The sequence below is a fragment of the Lagierella sp. ICN-221743 genome (assembly GCF_037890055.1).
In the GTDB taxonomy this organism is placed as follows: Bacteria; Bacillota; Clostridia; order Tissierellales; family Peptoniphilaceae; genus Mediannikoviicoccus.
This window is the reverse complement of sequence record NZ_JBBKBD010000007.1, coordinates 12,168-29,650: the sequence shown is the minus strand read 5'-3', so window position 1 is coordinate 29,650 and position 17,483 is coordinate 12,168. Positions and strand designations below refer to the sequence as shown.

At 32.8% G+C, this 17,483-nt stretch carries 19 protein-coding genes; 15 read left to right on the top strand and 4 right to left on the bottom strand.

The genetic code is table 11. The features are described 5' to 3' along the window. Positions 1-6: 6 nt before the first annotated feature. From yidD to rpmH, 3 genes are read right to left on the bottom strand one after another with little or no spacing between them, the layout of a single operon-like run. Positions 7-219 carry a membrane protein insertion efficiency factor YidD gene (gene yidD, locus WKS98_RS04720; RefSeq protein ID WP_498917344.1) on the bottom strand — a complete coding sequence of 71 codons (213 nt, stop codon included), beginning with the start codon at positions 217-219 and terminating at the stop codon, positions 7-9. Next, a complete protein-coding gene (rnpA, locus tag WKS98_RS04715; RefSeq protein ID WP_498917342.1) occupies positions 219-557 on the bottom strand; it encodes a ribonuclease P protein component in 339 nt (112 codons plus the stop codon). Before rnpA ends, yidD begins: the two co-directional genes overlap by 1 nt. A gap of 28 nt (positions 558-585) precedes the next feature. Continuing rightward, positions 586-720 (bottom strand): 50S ribosomal protein L34, encoded by a 135-nt coding sequence (gene rpmH / locus WKS98_RS04710; protein WP_055077886.1) that lies wholly within the window; start codon positions 718-720, stop codon positions 586-588. A gap of 451 nt (positions 721-1,171) precedes the next feature. Here rpmH and dnaA point away from each other — a divergent pair, with 451 nt between their 5' ends. From dnaA to WKS98_RS04635, 15 genes are all read left to right on the top strand, one after another. Beyond that, positions 1,172-2,560, top strand: coding sequence for a chromosomal replication initiator protein DnaA (gene dnaA, locus WKS98_RS04705; RefSeq protein ID WP_498917340.1), 1,389 nt, complete (start codon positions 1,172-1,174; stop codon positions 2,558-2,560). Between the two features lie 233 nt (positions 2,561-2,793). Then, positions 2,794-3,894: a DNA polymerase III subunit beta gene (dnaN, locus tag WKS98_RS04700; protein ID WP_498917338.1), complete on the top strand. Its 1,101-nt coding sequence runs from the start codon at positions 2,794-2,796 to the stop codon at positions 3,892-3,894. Next, complete coding sequence (gene yaaA / locus WKS98_RS04695; RefSeq protein WP_498917336.1) at positions 3,894-4,100, top strand: S4 domain-containing protein YaaA; 207 nt, start codon at positions 3,894-3,896, stop codon at positions 4,098-4,100. Before dnaN ends, yaaA begins: the two co-directional genes overlap by 1 nt. A gap of 9 nt (positions 4,101-4,109) precedes the next feature. Continuing rightward, entirely contained in the window at positions 4,110-5,225 is a 1,116-nt protein-coding gene (gene recF, locus WKS98_RS04690; RefSeq protein WP_498917334.1) for a DNA replication/repair protein RecF, read from the top strand. Positions 5,226-5,236: 11 nt separating this feature from the next. Then, positions 5,237-7,150: a DNA topoisomerase (ATP-hydrolyzing) subunit B gene (gene gyrB, locus WKS98_RS04685; RefSeq protein WP_498917332.1), complete on the top strand. Its 1,914-nt coding sequence runs from the start codon at positions 5,237-5,239 to the stop codon at positions 7,148-7,150. Between the two features lie 11 nt (positions 7,151-7,161). After that, positions 7,162-9,594 (top strand): DNA gyrase subunit A, encoded by a 2,433-nt coding sequence (gyrA, locus tag WKS98_RS04680; protein WP_498917330.1) that lies wholly within the window; start codon positions 7,162-7,164, stop codon positions 9,592-9,594. Between the two features lie 11 nt (positions 9,595-9,605). Continuing rightward, positions 9,606-9,914 (top strand): STAS domain-containing protein, encoded by a 309-nt coding sequence (locus WKS98_RS04675; protein WP_498917328.1) that lies wholly within the window; start codon positions 9,606-9,608, stop codon positions 9,912-9,914. A gap of 3 nt (positions 9,915-9,917) precedes the next feature. Next, the gene (locus WKS98_RS04670) at positions 9,918-10,262 is read left to right on the top strand and encodes an ATP-binding protein (RefSeq protein ID WP_498917326.1); all 345 of its coding nucleotides are present in this window, start codon (positions 9,918-9,920) and stop codon (positions 10,260-10,262) included. A gap of 5 nt (positions 10,263-10,267) precedes the next feature. Continuing rightward, complete coding sequence (locus tag WKS98_RS04665; protein ID WP_498917324.1) at positions 10,268-11,050, top strand: SigB/SigF/SigG family RNA polymerase sigma factor; 783 nt, start codon at positions 10,268-10,270, stop codon at positions 11,048-11,050. Continuing rightward, positions 11,037-12,068: a cell wall-binding repeat-containing protein gene (locus tag WKS98_RS04660; RefSeq protein ID WP_498917322.1), complete on the top strand. Its 1,032-nt coding sequence runs from the start codon at positions 11,037-11,039 to the stop codon at positions 12,066-12,068. The genes WKS98_RS04665 and WKS98_RS04660 overlap by 14 nt, the downstream gene beginning before the upstream one ends. A 20-nt stretch (positions 12,069-12,088) precedes the next feature. Then, positions 12,089-13,474, top strand: a complete 1,386-nt coding sequence (locus WKS98_RS04655; RefSeq protein ID WP_498917321.1) for an aminopeptidase — start codon at positions 12,089-12,091, stop codon at positions 13,472-13,474. Positions 13,475-13,629: 155 nt separating this feature from the next. Beyond that, a complete protein-coding gene (locus tag WKS98_RS04650) occupies positions 13,630-14,388 on the top strand; it encodes an acyl-CoA dehydratase activase (protein WP_498917319.1) in 759 nt (252 codons plus the stop codon). Next, positions 14,388-15,182 carry a 2-hydroxyacyl-CoA dehydratase family protein gene (locus tag WKS98_RS04645; RefSeq protein WP_498917317.1) on the top strand — a complete coding sequence of 265 codons (795 nt, stop codon included), beginning with the start codon at positions 14,388-14,390 and terminating at the stop codon, positions 15,180-15,182. Before WKS98_RS04650 ends, WKS98_RS04645 begins: the two co-directional genes overlap by 1 nt. A 13-nt stretch (positions 15,183-15,195) precedes the next feature. Beyond that, complete coding sequence (locus WKS98_RS04640) at positions 15,196-16,479, top strand: double-cubane-cluster-containing anaerobic reductase (RefSeq protein ID WP_498917315.1); 1,284 nt, start codon at positions 15,196-15,198, stop codon at positions 16,477-16,479. Continuing rightward, complete coding sequence (locus WKS98_RS04635) at positions 16,469-16,732, top strand: putative Se/S carrier protein (RefSeq protein WP_498917313.1); 264 nt, start codon at positions 16,469-16,471, stop codon at positions 16,730-16,732. Before WKS98_RS04640 ends, WKS98_RS04635 begins: the two co-directional genes overlap by 11 nt. A gap of 25 nt (positions 16,733-16,757) precedes the next feature. Here WKS98_RS04635 and WKS98_RS04630 read toward each other — a convergent pair whose 3' ends face one another. Further along, a complete protein-coding gene (locus WKS98_RS04630) occupies positions 16,758-17,477 on the bottom strand; it encodes a YoaK family protein (protein ID WP_498917311.1) in 720 nt (239 codons plus the stop codon). Positions 17,478-17,483: the final 6 nt, after the last annotated feature.

Here is a 17,483-nt window from a genome sequence, read left to right as displayed (position 1 = left end):
CTAATCTTATTTTAATGGATCATAGCCGCCCTTACTGAAAGGATTACATCTTAAAATTCTCCATGCAGATAATAAAGTGCCTTTAAACACTCCATATTTTTTATAAGCCTGTATGGCATAATTTGAACATGTAGGGTAATACTTACACTTGTTTTGCCCTAAATATGGCGAAATAAATATCTGGTATAGTCTTATTAGAAAAATCGGTATTTTTCTCATTATTTCACCTTCTTTGATATTTTCCTTATAAGATGCATACAAGATTTTTCAAGCTCTTCATAACTTAACTCTTTAGTGTTTTGTTTTGGTATTACTACAATATCGTAGCCTTGAATCAAAGAGTCAAAGTTTAGCCTAAAAATCTCTTTTAGTCTTCTCTTCATTTTGTTTCTAGTAACGGCATTTCCAAATTTTTTAGTAATGGAGAAACCAACACGAGATCCAGGTAAATTATTCTTTTTTACAATAAAGGTAAAATTCCTATTGAAATATCCATCGCCCTTTTTGTAAACACTTCTAAAATCTCCATTACTTCTCAATCTTTTATCTTTTTCCATAAATAAATTAAAAGACCATTAAAATGGCCTAAGCTGAAATAACTTTTCTACCTCTTTTTCTTCTTCTTGCTAAAACTCTTCTACCACCCTTAGTAGACATTCTCTTTCTAAAACCGTGGTCTTTACTTCTTTTTCTTCTATTTGGTTGATATGTTCTCTTCAACTTCTTCACCTCCATAAAAAAATACAAAACACTATGATGATTATATAGACGAGAGGCGAAACTGTCAAGAAAATCATGAAAAAAATAGTACTTTTTAATCATTTTTTATCTTTTCGTCAAAACATTGTGGATAAATGAAATATTCATTGAAAAATCAATACCTTAACATAGTTTTTTATTTGAAGTAAAACCTTCTATTTGATATAATAATAGCAGTAAAAAATAATTTTAATTCACAATTTTAAAAAAGCTTTTGTGGATAACCCCACATTGAAAAGGGAATTTGTACAATTAAAATGGCTAATTCTCTCTTTTTTTAAGTAATTTTGGCTTTTTCTTATATTTTTGTGGATAACTTCATGTTTTTGTGGACAAATTTAAATAACTTGAACATAACAATAAAAAGTTATCATGATATTGTGGATTAATATGTGCATAACGGAGGTGAATAATGGATCTCAATACTTTATGGTCTGAATTGCTTTCTGTTCTCGAAGTAAATATGGATACGGTAGTCTTTGAAACATGGATTATGGCATTAAAACCAATCAAACTGACATCTTCTGAACTTGTACTCTCCGCTCCCAATGGTTTTACCAAAAAGATGATCGAAAAGAGATACTTAGATGATATTGTGGAAATACTTAGTTTTATACTGAAAACTGAAGCTTCTATAAAAATAGTACTTCCAACCGACTCAAACTACAGTCAATATCAAGTTAAAGTTCAGCCTGGAGGCCAACAGTATTTCTATGACAACAAACAGGAAGTAAGCACTACCAAAGAAGATGTGGAAAAACTTAAAATAGAGCAAATGTTAAACCCAAAATATACATTTGAATCCTTTGTAAAGGGAAAGAGTAACGAGTTTGCACTTTCAGCGGCAATGGCAGTTGCAAAAAATCCTGCAACAGCTTACAATCCATTATTTATATATGGAGGTCCAGGACTTGGAAAGACTCACTTGATGCAGGCCCTTGCCCATGAGATTATGGATAACTATCCTGAACTGAAAGTGATGTATATTAGTAGCGAAAAATTTACAAATGAGCTTATTTCATCAATAGGTGATAAGTCTAGTAAAAAAAATATTCAATTTAGAGATAAATACAGGAATATAGATGTGCTTTTAATTGACGATATACAGTTTATTGCTGGGAAAGTTGGAACGCAGCTGGAGTTCTTCCACACATTTAATGATCTATACGCTCAAAATAAACAAATAATACTATCTTCCGACAAGCCTCCTAAGGAGATTGAAACCTTGGAAGAAAGACTTGTATCACGTTTTGAGTGGGGACTTATGGCTGACATTCAAATGCCTGACTACGAGACCAGAGTTGCAATACTTAAAGCAAAATTAAATATGGAACACGCTTATGTGTCGGACGAAATATTGGAATATATTGCAATGAATGTGAAGTCTAACATAAGAGAACTTGAAGGAGCCCTTATGACAGTACTTGCACATGCACAACTTTTAGAAGGTGATATTGATTTAGACCGGGCAAAGATTGCACTAAATAAAGTTATAGAAGAAAGTGAAAAGAAACCAGTAACTTTAGAATACATTCAAGAAGTGGTATGTGAAAAGTACAACCTTGAAATGAAAGACATGTCATCAAAGACTAGGGCAAGACAAATTGCATACCCAAGGCAAATCGCAATGTACTTGTGTAGACAACTTACTGATCTTTCACTAATTATGATTGCAGAGTCCTTTAATCGTGACCACTCCACAATTATGCATGGGGTTGATAAAATAACTAAAGATATTAGCGAAGATATGTCTTTTGCTGAAGAAATAAATAGTTTAGTTCAAACTATAAAAGGTGAATAATCCACATTTTTATGTTGATATATATGTGTATAAAATGTTGATAAGTCCAAAAAATTATTTTTATTATTTTTTCTGTGGATAATGTTCATAACTTCAAATTTATGAATATTTTATTCACAGGGATATAAATATCAAAAAACAAATAGATATCAGTAAAATCACACTTATCCACATAATACACAGTACTACTACGACTACTACTAAATTCTTATTATTGTTATTAGGAGAAAAAAATGAAATTTGAAATAAACCAAAGAGAATTATTAAAACACATTAACATTGCTCAAAAGGCAATTTCTGCAAGAACAACTCTTCCTATATTAGAAGGAATTTTATTTGAAGTAAAAGACAACAAATTGACTCTTAAATCAACTGATTTAGAACTTGGAATAAAAACCACCACAGATTGTATTGTAGAAGAAGATGGAAATATCGTTATAAATTCAACTATGATTGGAAATATAGTTAGAAAGCTACCTGATTCTAATATAAAATTCAATATTACCGGTGAAAACATACAAATTCGTTGCGCAAATTCAGAATTCAACCTTATTGGCTTCGATTCCTACGATTATCCTCCACTTCCAAATATAGATGTGGAAAAAAAGATAGAAATTCCTGTGGAGGTTATGAAAAAGGCCATAAGAAACACTGTATTTGCAGCTTCAATAGACGAATCAAGGCCTTCACTAACTGGAGTTATGATAGAAGTTGAAGAAAATTATTTAAATTTTGTTGCACTTGATGGCTTTAGAATTGCACTTATGAGATATGACAGTGAAATAACTGAAGAGATAAAAGAGATTGTACCTTCAAGATCATTAAATGAATTAAGTAAGATAATGCCTGAAGATGGAGATATTACTCTTAGTTTTGTAAAAAACAATATAGTATTTGATTTAGGGGACACTTTAATCTATTCAAGACTTTTAGATAGAAACTTCTTTGACTACAAGGGAATAATATTCTCATCATCAACTTGTAAAGTTGATGTATCAAAAAAAGATTTTCAAGATGCCCTTGAAAGAGCTTCACTATTAGCAAGGGAAGAAAAGGCAAATCTTGTAAAAATGTCCATAACTGACAATAACATACACATTACATCAAACTCTGAATATGGAAATGTGTCTGAAAATATATATTGTGAAAAAGATGGAAACGACTTGGAAATAGCTTTTAACGCCAAGTATCTACTGGACGGATTAAAGGTAATAGACTCAGAGGAATGTACACTTAATTTAAATGACAGTTTAAAACCTTGTATCATCAATCCTTTAAATTCTGAAGACGAGTATTTATACTTGGTATTACCGGTTAGATTAGGGAGACAATAATGGAAGAAGTAAAAATAGAAACTGAATTTATAAAACTTGAACAGTTATTGAAGTATGTAAACATTGCTTCTTCAGGTGGTATTGCAAAGGAAATAATCCAAAATGGAGAAGTTTATGTAAATGATGAAGTTGAAACCAGAAGGGGAAAAAAATTAAGACAGGGAGATAAGGTTCAGTACGAACAGTATGTCTATGTAATAAAATAGGTGAAAGTTTTGAAGATAAATAACTGTTATCTTTTAAATTTTAGAAATTTCGACAATTTAAATATTAAATTTTCAGACAAAATAAACATAATAACTGGATCTAATGCAGTAGGAAAGACAAATATACTGGAGGGAGTCTACTTCAGTGCCAAGGGAAAATCATTTAAGGCAGTAAGTCAAGAAAATCTGATAAAGTTTGATAAAGGTGAGAGCTTTATAAGAACTGATATAAACTCCGATGGACTTGAAGAAAAAATAGAGGTAAAACTGTCTAGAAATGGACAAAAGGTTGTAAGGATAAACGAAAATAAAATAGATACAATGCAAAAGCTTCGTACTTTTTTCGACATAGTAACCTTTACTCCCGAAGATATTAAAATCATAAAGGAGACTAAATCCTATAGGCGAAACTTCGTAGATGAGGTTATTTCAGGAATCCTTCCAGGATTTAATATTGTTTTAATAAAATACAACAATATTTTAAATCAAAGAAATCATTTACTAAAAAATCAAAATAGAGAGAAGTATTTTAAAGAACAGATTATTGCATCAACTAGGCAAATGGCAGAAGAAGGTGCAAAGATATTAAAAGTTAGATCTAAATATATAAGGATTATTGAAGAGTTTGCAAAGACCATTCACATAAGGCTAACGGATGAAAGTGAACAGCTTAGCATTTTATATAACGGACAGTCGGAGGACTGTTATAAAGATATGGAAAGTAATTATAAAATGCTTTACGAAAAAATGTTAAATTCCCTGGAAAAAGACCTATACAGAGGTTTTAGTTCCGTGGGACCACATAGAGACGATATAGAAATATTCATAAACAATATGGATTCAAGAGTATTTCTATCACAGGGACAACAAAGGACGTTAATATTAACACTGAAACTTGCACAACTTAAAATGTTTCATGATATTAAAGAGATAGGTCCTGTAATTCTTTTAGATGATGTCTTTTCAGAACTTGATGAAAATAGGACAAATTATCTTTTAAATGAAATTAAAGATTATCAGAGTATAATAACTGCAACATCTGAATCTTTTATAAATGGATATGATGGAGAGTATAGAGTTTTTGAGCTACAGGATAGTAAACTTAAAGTTAAAAAGTATAGATGAAAGGAAAAAATATGACTCAAAATAGAGATTATGGTGCTAAGAATATTAAGGTTCTAGAGGGACTGGAACCAGTTAGACTTAGACCAGGGATGTATATAGGTTCAACTGGACCAAAAGGACTACATCATTTAGTTTATGAAGTAGTTGACAATAGTATTGACGAAGCATTGGCAGGAGTTGCAGATACCATAACCGTAATCATTTATGAAGATGGATCTGTTTCCGTTGAGGATAATGGATCAGGTATTCCTGTTGAAAAGCATCCTCAAACTGGAAAATCAACTCTTGAAACAGTACTTACCATACTTCACGCCGGTGGTAAGTTCAACAATGACGCATATAAAGTTTCTGGAGGGCTTCATGGTGTAGGTGTTTCTGTAGTAAACGCATTGTCATCATGGTTAAAGGCTACAGTTAAGAGAGACGGATATGTATTTACACAAGAGTTTTCAAGAGGTAAGGTTACAAAGGAAATAAAAAAAGGCGAAAAGACAGATGAAACTGGAACAAAAATTCAGTTTATGCCCGATGATGAAATCTTTGAAACCATTAATTTTGAAAAAGATGTTCTAATAAATAGATTTAGAGAGATGGCATTTTTAAATGGTGGAATAAAGATAATCTTTGAAGATAAAAGAGACGACACCAAGATAGAGTTTCACTACGAAGGTGGAATAAACTCATTTGTTGAGTACCTAAATAGAAATAAAAATGTATTACATCAAAAGCCAATCTACATTATAGGAGAAAGAGAAAAGAGTACTGTAGAAATATCTATGCAATACACAGACTCATACTCTGAAAATGTACTGCCTTTTGCAAATAATATTCATACGACAGAAGGTGGAACACATTTAATAGGATTTAGAACTGCACTTACAAGATCTTTAAATGATTATGGAAGAAAATACAATTTAATAAAGGAAAAAGATCAAAATCTTCAAGGTGATGACACTAGAGAAGGTCTTACTGCCATAGTTTCAATAAAGCTTTCAAATCCACAATTCGAAGGTCAAACCAAGTCAAAACTTGGAAACTCAGAGTCTAGAGGAGATGTGGAAACTACGCTTTATGAAGGGCTTTCAATCTTTTTAGAAGAAAACCCTGCAGTTGCAAAAATCATAATTGAAAAGGCACAGTCTTCAGCAAGGGCAAGAGAAGCTGCTAGAAAGGCAAGGGATTTAACTAGAAAGAAATCAATTTTAGATAATACCACATTGCCAGGTAAACTTGCAGACTGTATAGAATCAGATATTTCAGTAAATGAAATATACCTAGTGGAAGGGGACTCCGCCGGTGGATCTGCAAAGGGTGGAAGAGATAATAAATACCAAGCCATATTACCACTTAGAGGAAAGATTTTAAATGTTGAAAAGGCAAGACTTGATAGGGCCCTTTCTTCAAATGAAATAAAGGCAATGATAACAGCATTTGGTACTGGAATTGGAAAAGAGTTTGATATTTCAAAACTTCGTTATGGAAAGATAATTATAATGACCGATGCGGACGTTGACGGTGCACATATAAGAACATTACTTCTAACATTCTTCTTCAGATATATGAAGGACTTAATAAAAGAGGGACATATATACATCGCCCAACCTCCACTTTATGGAATAATCAGAGGTACTAAGGTTGTAAGGTATTGCTACACAGAAGAAGAGCTGGATTCTTCACTTAACGAACTGGGAAGAGGTTCAAACTTAAAGGTTCAAAGGTACAAAGGTCTTGGGGAAATGAACGCAGACCAACTTTGGGAAACCACAATGAATCCTGAAAATAGAATGCTTTTAAGAGTAACTATTGACGACGAAGAGCTTGTGGAAATAGATGAGACATTTAATATTCTTATGGGAGACAAAGTTGAACCTAGAAGAGAGTTCATTGAAGAAAATGCAGTATATGCACAAAATATTGATGCATAGGAGGTGGTAAAGTGAGTGAATTAATAAAAGGACATGACAATGTTATAGATGTTGATATAGATAGAGAGATGAAGAAATCCTATTTGGATTATTCAATGAGTGTTATAGTTTCCAGAGCTTTACCAGATGTTAGAGATGGACTTAAACCCGTTCATAGAAGAATAATCTATTCTATGCAACAACAAAGTATGTTCCCAGATAGAGGATTTACAAAATCTGCAAGACTTGTAGGGGATGTAATGGGTAAGTTTCACCCTCATGGTGACTCAGCAATATATGACGCAGTAGTAAGACTTGCACAAGACTTCAATATGAGATATCCACTTGTACAAGGTCAAGGTAACTTTGGTTCAATTGACGGTGACGGAGCAGCGGCACCAAGGTACACAGAGCTTAGAATGAACAAGCTTTGCCTTGAGATGTTAAGGGATATAAACAAGGAAACTGTAGACTTTCAAGAAAACTATGATGGTAGAGAGCTAGAACCAGTAGTACTTCCATCAAGATTTCCAAACCTAATTGTAAATGGTTCTTCAGGAATTGCAGTAGGTATGGCAACTAACATGGCTCCTCATAACCTAGGAGAAGTTATAGATGGTATAGTTTCATACATCGACAACAGAGATATAACAATAGATGAACTTAGAGAATATATAAAAGGACCTGATTTCCCAACTGGAGCACATATTATGGGGAAACAGGGAATTTCCGATGCATATAATACAGGTAGAGGAAAGATTGTAATAAGAGCGGTTGCAAATATAGAAGAGCATCACAAGAAAGAAAGAATTGTAATTACAGAAATTCCTTACCAAGTAAACAAGTCCAATCTCATTATGAAGATAGCAGAACTTGTAAAGGACAAGAGAATTGAAGGCATTTCAGATTTAAGAGATGAATCAGACAGAAAAGGTCTTAGAATTGTAATTGAATTAAAAAGAGATGCAAATGCTCAAATAGTTCTTAACAATCTATATAAATATAGTCAGATGCAAGTTACCTTTGGTATAATAAACCTTGCACTTGTAAATGGAGTTCCAAAGATTTTGAACTTAAAAGAACTTATTAAGTACTATGTGGAACACCAAGAAGAAGTAATTACAAGAAGAACAGAGTTCGATCTTAAAAAAGCCAAGGACAGAGCCCATATTGTAGAGGGACTTTTAAAAGCAATAGACAATATTGACGAAATTATTAAAATAATAAGAGAGTCATATTCAGATGCTCTGGAAAGACTTATGGAAAGATTTGGATTTAGTGAAGTTCAAGCTCAATCCATTCTAGATATGAGACTTAGAAGACTACAAGGCTTGGAAAGAGAAAAGCTTAAAGATGAATACGAAGAGTTAATAAAAGAGATTGCAAGACTTGAAGATATACTTTCAAATAGAAGATTACTTCTTGATATAATTAAAAATGAACTTACAGAGATAAAAGAAAAGTTCGGTGACAGTAGAAGAACAAAGATAAAACCTAACTACAATGAAATAGACATAGAAGAGCTTATTGAGGAAGAAGATGTTCTAATAACTGTAACAAAACATGGTTATGTAAAGAGAATCCCTGCAAGTTCCTACAAAGTACAAAATCGTGGAGGAAAGGGTGTAATCGGACTTAATCTAAAAGATGGTGACTATGTTGACTCACTATTTGTAACATCAACCCATAGTAACATTGCATTCTTTACAAATAAAGGTAGGGTATACACTCTTAAGGCCTACGAAATTCCTGAAGGAAGTAGACAGGCAAGAGGACAGGCCCTTGTAAATTTAATCCAAATTTCGAAGGGAGAAATTGTACAAGCTGCAATACCATTTGATGAGGACGAAGATGATAAATACCTATTAATGGCAACAAAATCTGGACTCATTAAAAAGACTAAGATAAAATTATTTGAAAACCTTAGAAAATCAGGACTAATTGCAATAGTTTTAAGAGATAATGACGAACTTATTTCAGTAAGGTCAATTGGAAAAGATGAAGAGGCCATGATTATAACTAAAAAGGGACAATGTATAAGATTTAAAGCAAAAAACATTAGACCTATAGGAAGAGCTGCCCAAGGTGTAAAGGGAATCACTTTAAATGAAGGTGACGAAGCAGTTTCAATGGATATTCTAAAGGACAACGAATATCTACTAGTTGTTTCAGAAAATGGATATGGTAAAAAGACCTTAGTAGATAAATACAAGGTACAAAATCGTGGAGGTAAGGGAGTTATAACCTACAAGATTTCAAAGAGAACTTCAGATATTGTATCTGCAAAACTTGTAAAAATTGATGACGAAATAATTTTAATGTCAGCTAAGGGAGATGTTATCAGACTTAAGGTAAGACAGGTTTCAACCAAAGGAAGAGACACCATGGGAGTTAAAATCAGAGAAGTAAATGATGAAGCTGACAAGATTGTTGCAGTTGCAAAATATATAGAAGAAATCGAATAATGGAGGTACAAATGGGGTTAAATTACGATATTAACGAAGAAAAAGATCTAATTAAAATTTCCCTCGATGGAGATTTAGATGCCTATTCAAGTGACGAATTTAAAGATGCGGTACTAAATAAAGTACCTAGCTCAAAGGATATACTAATAAACGCCAAGAAGTTGAATTTCATTGATTCCACAGGACTTGGCAGTTTAATAAGTATATATAACAACATAAAAGAACAAGAAAAGACCATAAGTATTGAGGAGATAAAACCGAATGTCAAACAGATATTTGAAATAACTGAACTTGACAAACTCTTCAATATTAAGGAGTAGAATATGGAAAAATATTATTTATCATTTGAATACACTCCAGAAAACATTGCCCTTGCAAGACTAAATGTATCATTTATTGCAAACAAAATTGGATTTGACATTGAAGAAGTTGAAGATATTAAAGTTTCACTTAGTGAAGCTTTAAATATCTTACTTGGAAGTGCAAAAGAGGTTAAAATAGTATTCTTTTCATCAGAAGACAAACTAGATATTGAAGTTGTAGCAATAAGACCAAATGGTAATAAAATAGAGATAAATAAATTTGCTAAAATTATTTTAGAAACTCTTATGGATGAAGTTTCAATAGAGGAAGGACTAATTAAACTTAGTAAAACGCTTAAGGACTAGAAATTATGACCAGAGATAAAAAAGAACTTAAAAATATTGAAACAAAAGAACTTTTTAAAGAATATGATAAAACTAAAGACATGGCCATAAGGACAGAACTTATAGAAAGACATATCTATATTGCGGAAATCCTTGCGAAAAAATATGCCAACAGAGGAATAGAGTACGACGATTTATTCCAAGTTGCAAGCCTTGGACTAATCATGGCTATAGACAGGTTTGACATATCTAGAGGATTTGAGTTTTCAAGCTATGTTACCCCTACCATAGTCGGAGAAATAAAGAAGTACTTTAGAGACAAAGGATGGGTTATTAGAGTTCCAAGAAGAATCCAAGAGATGTCAAAAAAAGTTAATAATGCAAAGACTCAACTTTCACAACATCTTCAAAAGACGCCAACTATTGGCGATATTGCAGACTATTTAGAGGTTTCAGAAGAAGAGGTAATAGAAGCAATAGAGGGAAGTAAGGTCTATGCACCTTCATCACTTGAACTTACCTACGACTCACAAAATGATGATAAGGAAGTAAATATTCAAGAACTAATTGGAGTTTTAGACGAAGATTATGAAAAAATTGAATTAAAAGATTTGATAGATAGAGTTATGGAAAGACTTAATGAAGTTGAGAAAAAAGTCATCATAGAGAGATACTTTGAAAAAAGAACTCAAATTTCCATAGCAAATTCGCTGGATATAAGCCAAATGTCCGTTTCTAGAATTGAAAAGAAGGCTTTGGAAAAGTTTAGAGAAGAATTTGAAAAGGATGGAATAAATGATAAAGAATAAGAAAATTTTATTATTACTTTTAGTTTGTCTAATGAGTCTACCTACAAAAGCCCTTGCAAATAAAAAGGTTTATCTATACAGAATTTCTGAAAGAAGTAGATATGGAACAGCTGTAGAAACTAGTAAAGTATCTTATAAGAAGACTGTAAATGCAGTTTTAGTAAGTGGAGATAACTTTGCAGATGGACTTGCTGGAGGAGTATTAGGCTCTGTATTAAATGGTCCGGTTCTACTTATGTCAAAAACAGAAGTACCACAGGAAGTTAAACAAGAACTTCAAAGATTACAAGTTAAAAATGTCTATATAGTTGGTGGAACAAATGCAATTTCAGAAAGTGCTTTAAAAGGACTAAATGGATATAACGTAAAGAGAATAGCAGGTAAAAACAGAGTAGATACTGCAGCAAAAGTTGCAACTTTTATTAAAACTTCTGGTAAGAATTATGATAAAAGATATTTTGCAATTGCAAATGGACAAAACTTTGCCGACTCACTTTCAGCAAGTGGATACCTTGCAACGACAAGAATACCACTACTACTAACAGATGGAAAAACTTTGGAAAAAGAAAACCTTGGCTATATACAAAATTCTGGAAGCAAAAAGGGAATTACTGTTGGGGGAAAGGGTTCTGTTAATCCTAGTATTTTATATAACAATAATCTTAACAAGATAGAAAAGACCAATTTTTCAGGTAAAAACAGATATCTAACCTCTTTAGATGTAGCTAAAAAGGGCTTTAGTGATGTTCGTACAGTAATTCTTGTTAGTGGCGAAGACTTTCCAGATGCACTTTGTGCATCAAATGTTGCAAAGTATGTAAGTGGACCAATACTACTATCATCGTCAAAGGCAATAGACAAAGAGATAGTAGATTATATTAAAGGTGGTGAAATAACCAGATTAATTGTAGTTGGTGGAACAAAATCACTACCTGACAAGTTGTTAGAAGTAATAAACAAAGACCAAATAAGAGGACCGGAAGAAATAGGAAATCCTAAGGAAGATCCGGTGGGCTAAAGAATAGAAAGAAGGTAAAGATGAATTTAAATTATGAAAAGAAAAATATCTGGGAAGAACTTTCTGAAAAAGAAATAGGAGAAATTTTTGAATATGGCGAAAGATATAAAAATTTCTTAAACCATGCAAAAATCGAAAGAGAAGCTACAGTTACAATAATTGAAAAAGCTAAAGAACATGGATATATAAGTCTAGAAGAAGCTTTAAAGGGCAAAATTAAAAAAGGTGACAAAATCTATTTAAACAACAAGAACAAATCAGTGATTATGATGGTTGTTGGAGAAGACATAACAGAAGGTATGAATATACTTGGTTCCCATATAGATTCACCAAGACTAGATTTAAAACAAAATCCTGTTTATGAAGAAGGACATATGGCATACTTCAAGACCCACTACTATGGTGGAGTTAAGAAATATCAATGGGCTACAATTCCTCTAGCACTTCATGGAACAGCTTTCACAAAAGATGGAAAGAAGCTAGATATTGTAATTGGAGAAAAAGAAGATGATCCAATATTTTATATTTCAGACCTTCTAATTCACCTTTCAAAGGACCAAAGAAAGAAATCCATGGACGAAGGAATTACAGGAGAACAATTAAATGTAATCATCGGCCACAGATCATATAAAGACAAAGATGATGATAAGAGTCCTATTAAAAATAGTATTTTAAAATACTTAAACAAGGAATATGGGCTTGTGGAAGAAGACTTTTTAGTTGCAGAACTTACAATAGTTCCTGCAGGAAAGTCAAGAGATGTTGGATTTGATAGATCTCTAATAGCCTCATATGGACATGATGACAAAGTTTGTGCATATGCATCCCTAGAAGCTATGTTAAAAGTTGAAAGTCCTAAGAGAACAGCAGTTTCACTATTCGTTGACAAAGAAGAAATAGGATCTGTTGGTAATGCATCCATGGGAGCGAACTACTTCCACAATATGGTTGCAGAGATTTTAAATAATCAATTCGAAAACTATTCAGATGTACTCTTAAGAAGAGCATTTGCAAATTCAAAGGTTCTTTCAGCAGACGTTACAGTTGCATTTGACGCTAACTTTGCAGAAGTTACAGAAAAGAATAACGTGGCACTTATGGGACATGGTGTGGCAATTGCAAAATACACTGGATCAGGTGGAAAGTTTGGTTCAAACGATGCAAATACAGAATTTTTACAAGAACTTAGAACCCTATTCAATGAAAATGGTGTAATTTGGCAAACTGGAGAACTTGGAAAGATAGACCAAGGTGGTGGCGGAACAATTGCATATATACTTGCAAAATATGGAGCAGAAGTTGTTGACATTGGAACAGCTATGCTTTCAATGCATGCACCTATAGAACTACTTTCAAAGGCAGATGCATATATGACTTCAAAAGCATACGAAGTATTTGTAAAATAAAAAATTAAAACATCCTCTATTGGAAACAAGAGGGTGTTTTTTATTTTCTCAAAGGATTATTAATATAATATTTTTTAAAAAAGAAGGAAATATAAAATTTAATAATAAATTTTTCAAGATTAATATTTAATGATATAATATATCTGGTGATGCATATGTATAATGTTGGAATCGATATAGGTTCAACAGCTTCAAAAGTTGTTGTACTAGATGATTCAAAAAAAGAAATTGTTTTTAAAAAAGTCATGCCTACAGGCTGGAGTTCAGTTCAAGCTAGTAGAGATATTGAAGAATGGCTTTTAGCAAATGGAGTAACAGAGGATAATAGAAAAGTTGTTGCCACTGGATATGGAAGGGTTTCTGTACCTTTCGCTGACAAAGTTATAACAGAAATAACATGTCACGGAAAGGGAGCAAGCTTCTTTAATCCTGGAAAAGATATCACGATTATAGATATTGGTGGACAGGACACAAAGGTTATAAGCTTCAGAGACAACTTCGTAGACGACTTTAAGATGAACGACAAATGTTCTGCAGGAACAGGAAAGTTCTTAGAGGTAATGGCGGGAAGACTGGGTGTGGACCTAGATGAGATGTTTGCACTTGCAAGAAAAGGAAAAGATATAAAGATATCATCCATGTGTACAGTATTTGCAGAAACTGAAATCATCTCATTAATCGGTAAGGGAACACCAAAGGAAGACATTGCATGTGGAGTTATTCACTCAATAATCAACAAGGTTATTATACTTGTAAATAGAATTCCTAAGTCAGACAACTATTTTCTAACAGGCGGTTTTGCAGGAAATGACTACATGGTTGAACATTTGCAAGAACTTTTAAAAGCCGATGTTAGTACCCATGAGGATGGTCGATTTGCAGGTGCCATAGGAGCTGCAATGCTTGCAAAATAATGGAATATTTAGATATAAGAAAAAATGCTTATATTGAAGCACTGACTTTAAGTGAAACAGGTAAAGTTATTTCGCTTTGGGGGAGAGTTCCATGGGAGATAGTAGAAAGCTTTGGTTATAAGGGACTATACTCATATGGAATTGATAGACATGTTACTGAAGGGTATGACGATAACAACTACTGTGATATGTTAAACTCCTCATTTGCATATTTGGAACTTGGCAAATGTCCATTCATGTTCTCTTCAAAGTTTTTTATAGTTGATGATAGCTGTAAGATAAGATATGAAAAATTAAAGGAGAAGACGGACAAAGAAGTTTATCTTTATAAAGACAACGATTACAAATCTCTAATTAAATTTATGGAAGAAAAGTCAAAAGAGCCTTTTAATATGGATAAATTTGTGGATATTGTGGAAAAGTCAAAGCAGATTTCAAGTGCAATAGAAAAGCTAAGAAAATGTGATTTGGATGAGAAAAGGATATACGAAGTAGAATACTTTTCTAAGTTTATTTTTGATATAGATGAGAGACTTTCATTTATAGGGGGACATATTGATGGAAGTTTTAGAGAGAAGAAAGTAGCTAAAATACAAGCGGGAGCTGGAATTTATAAAAAAATTGTTCAATTAATCAATGAAGGTTATTTTTGTGAGGGAGAACTTCATAAAAACTACGAAAGTAGTGGTTTTGAATTTATAGAAGAAAAATATGGAAAGTTTGATTTAAAACCCGACTACATAATTCGAGGTTGTAACCAATTTGATATTGAAAATAAATCCATTGAATATTAAGGGGGAATAATTCATGGCAGATTACAGAGAAATGTGGGAAAATTTAGGAATGGACGTAGAAACACACGATGTTTTATGTGAAGTTCTACCACAAGCATTTGGTGATGTTTATCTATCACAAGAAAACAGACCAGAAAAAATGGATTACTTCAACATGGTTGTTGCAGAAATCCACGGAATCAGACCAGCAGAACTAATAGAGTTCCAAAAAAATGGCGGAAAAGTAGTAGGAACATTCTGTATCCACGTTCCTGATGAAGTTGTATTCGGTTGTGGAGCAATTAATACTGGACTTTGCTCAGGATCACAATTCTGGGTACCAGGAGGAGAAAAACATCTTCCAACAGCAACTTGTCCACTAATAAAAGCATCTTTAGGTGCTAGATTTGAAAGAACTTGTCCTTTCTTCAGAATAGCAGATCTATTCGTTGGAGAAACTACATGTGATGGTAAGAAAAAAGCTTGGGAAATCCTATCAAAAGATGCACCAATGTACGTTTTTGACTTACCACAAATGAAGAGAGATAAAGACGTTGAGTTCTTTAAGGACGAAGTTTATAGATACATAGACAGAATCGAAGAACTTACAGGAAACAAACTTACTGCAGAATCACTACATGATGCAATAGTTCTACTTAACAACAAGAGAAGAGCTATGCAAAGACTTTGGGAATTTAGAAAATTAGACAATGTGCCAATAAGCGGTAAAGACTGTCTACTTATTTCACAAATTGCATTCTATGACGACCCAACAAGATTTGCAAAAATGGTTAATGAACTTTGTGATGAACTTGATAAGAGAAAAGAAGAAAATGTTTCTGTTTACAAGAAAGGTGCTACAAGACTTATGCTTACAGGAACACCACTTTCAATTCCAAACTGGAAACTACATCACATTATAGAAAGCAGCGGAGCAGCTGTAGTATGTGAAGAAATGTGTACAGGTTCAAGATACTTTGAACTTACAGTTGACGAATCTGGCGACACAATAGAAGAAATGGTTTCACATCTAACAGATAGATACATGAAGGGAATCAACTGTGCATGCTATACTCCAAACCACGAAAGAATTGAAGACATTATAAGACTTGCAAAAGAATATAATGTAGATGGAGTTATAGACGTTAACCTTAAATTCTGTAACATCTATGATACAGAAGGTCACTTAGTAGAAAAGGAACTTAAAGAAGCTGGAATTCCTGTACTTGGAATTGAAACAGACTACACTGATGAAGACGCTGAACAATTAAAGACAAGAATCGAAGCATTCGTTGAAATGATTGAAAATGAAAAGTAAACAAAACTATATTTTATTTGAAGACGTACAAAATGGTCAAAAGCTATACAAGCTTATAAAAGAAAATAATATTAAAGCAACTATCGCCCCAACACCAAGGGTTCTAGATGTGTGTTGTGGAATATCAATTCTCTATGACAACATAGAAGACAAGGAAAAGATTGAAGAAATCATTAAAGAAAATGACATAGTCATTAAAGGATTTCACGAAATAGAAAGAGATATTGATCCAAGTAGAATGAAATTTCTATAAAGACACCGGCCATAAGGTCGGTGTTTTAATGTCCATGGGGTTTTCTATTAAACATTTCCCTTTCAATTACCCTATCTGCATAAAAAAGTTTTACAAAGATAATCAAAAGTAATATACAAGCTCCCCAAATTGATTTATATTCAAAAAATTTAATGCTTACAGTTCCAAGCACGGTTCCCAAAATAAAATAAAAAATCATAGAGCCGTGAATCTTTAATTTATTCCTAGAGTAATCATCTTTCTTTCTCAAATAAACGGAAAGGTTTGAACCAACTTGACGAATGTGATTTGTTACAAAAGTTGTAGCTGCCGGTGTTCCGCGAACTTGTCTAAAGGTGTTAAACTGCATTGAACAAATGAAATTTAACGCAACCTGACATATTTGGTCCGGCGCAGACTTTGGAAGTAAACCTAAAATAAATACAATTATGATTTCTATTCCAATTAATAAGGTATCCCATCGTAAAAAGAAAAATTTTTTTATGGTTTTTCCAAGATGTTCCGACAAAAAGGAACCAAAAAAGTATACTGAAATCGGTAAAAGTAGATGCATTGCCCTGGTCCAATCAGCTTTACCAAGAGCTATGGCAAAAAGCACCACATTGGCAGTTTGGGCATTACAAAAAACTCCCCCTCGCAGTATAAAAGTATATGCTCCAAAAAAGCCTCCCACAGTAATTAAAAGTTTATATATAAAAGGCTCTTCACATGTTAAGTACACATCTTTTAAATTATTTTCATCCATAAAAAT

What these genes read in the sequence shown, in the direction of transcription:
- yidD (WP_498917344.1), bottom strand. Translation starts at nt 219, where the DNA reads ATGAGAAAAATACCGATTTTTCTAATAAGACTATACCAGATATTTATT.
- rnpA (WP_498917342.1), bottom strand. Translation starts at nt 557, where the DNA reads ATGGAAAAAGATAAAAGATTGAGAAGTAATGGAGATTTTAGAAGTGTT.
- dnaA (WP_498917340.1), top strand. Translation starts at nt 1,172, where the DNA reads ATGGATCTCAATACTTTATGGTCTGAATTGCTTTCTGTTCTCGAAGTA.
- dnaN (WP_498917338.1), top strand. Translation starts at nt 2,794, where the DNA reads ATGAAATTTGAAATAAACCAAAGAGAATTATTAAAACACATTAACATT.
- yaaA (WP_498917336.1), top strand. Translation starts at nt 3,894, where the DNA reads ATGGAAGAAGTAAAAATAGAAACTGAATTTATAAAACTTGAACAGTTA.
- gyrB (WP_498917332.1), top strand. Translation starts at nt 5,237, where the DNA reads ATGACTCAAAATAGAGATTATGGTGCTAAGAATATTAAGGTTCTAGAG.
- WKS98_RS04675 (WP_498917328.1), top strand. Translation starts at nt 9,606, where the DNA reads ATGGGGTTAAATTACGATATTAACGAAGAAAAAGATCTAATTAAAATT.
- WKS98_RS04670 (WP_498917326.1), top strand. Translation starts at nt 9,918, where the DNA reads ATGGAAAAATATTATTTATCATTTGAATACACTCCAGAAAACATTGCC.
- WKS98_RS04665 (WP_498917324.1), top strand. Translation starts at nt 10,268, where the DNA reads ATGACCAGAGATAAAAAAGAACTTAAAAATATTGAAACAAAAGAACTT.
- WKS98_RS04660 (WP_498917322.1), top strand. Translation starts at nt 11,037, where the DNA reads ATGATAAAGAATAAGAAAATTTTATTATTACTTTTAGTTTGTCTAATG.
- WKS98_RS04655 (WP_498917321.1), top strand. Translation starts at nt 12,089, where the DNA reads ATGAATTTAAATTATGAAAAGAAAAATATCTGGGAAGAACTTTCTGAA.
- WKS98_RS04650 (WP_498917319.1), top strand. Translation starts at nt 13,630, where the DNA reads ATGTATAATGTTGGAATCGATATAGGTTCAACAGCTTCAAAAGTTGTT.
- WKS98_RS04645 (WP_498917317.1), top strand. Translation starts at nt 14,388, where the DNA reads ATGGAATATTTAGATATAAGAAAAAATGCTTATATTGAAGCACTGACT.
- WKS98_RS04640 (WP_498917315.1), top strand. Translation starts at nt 15,196, where the DNA reads ATGGCAGATTACAGAGAAATGTGGGAAAATTTAGGAATGGACGTAGAA.
- WKS98_RS04635 (WP_498917313.1), top strand. Translation starts at nt 16,469, where the DNA reads ATGAAAAGTAAACAAAACTATATTTTATTTGAAGACGTACAAAATGGT.
- WKS98_RS04630 (WP_498917311.1), bottom strand. Translation starts at nt 17,477, where the DNA reads ATGGATGAAAATAATTTAAAAGATGTGTACTTAACATGTGAAGAGCCT.